1 protein-coding gene is annotated in these 270 nt (G+C 71.1%); it reads right to left on the bottom strand.

Features of this window, described 5'->3' with window-relative positions; translation table 11 throughout:
• Positions 1-64: 64 nt before the first annotated feature.
• A partial coding sequence (locus AC0IYH_RS31715; protein WP_471838230.1) for a hotdog family protein occupies positions 65-270 on the bottom strand: 206 nt, incomplete at its 5' end.

The following is a 270-nucleotide window of genomic DNA, read 5'->3' as shown; positions in this document are numbered from 1 at the left end:
CGGGAGGGGCTCGGGATCGCGACCCCCTCCTTGGCGGTGAGCCAGCAATATGGCCCCCGCTACATCACCGCTCGATCAGGTAGTTCAGCCGCGCCGCCGCGATCGGCTTGGCGCGGTCGTCCTGCCACGCCGTCGCCTCCACGTTGGCGATGCGGTTGCCCAGCCGCGTGACGACGCCTGCGGCATAGGTCACGCGGTCGCGCCCGCCGCGCTGGTAGTCGACGGTGACGTTGATCGGCTTGATCCGTCCGCCGCCGTCCGCCTCCAGGA

Source organism: Pseudomonas sp. AC463 (assembly GCF_979253585.1).
This window is presented reverse-complemented; position numbering and strand designations above follow the sequence as displayed.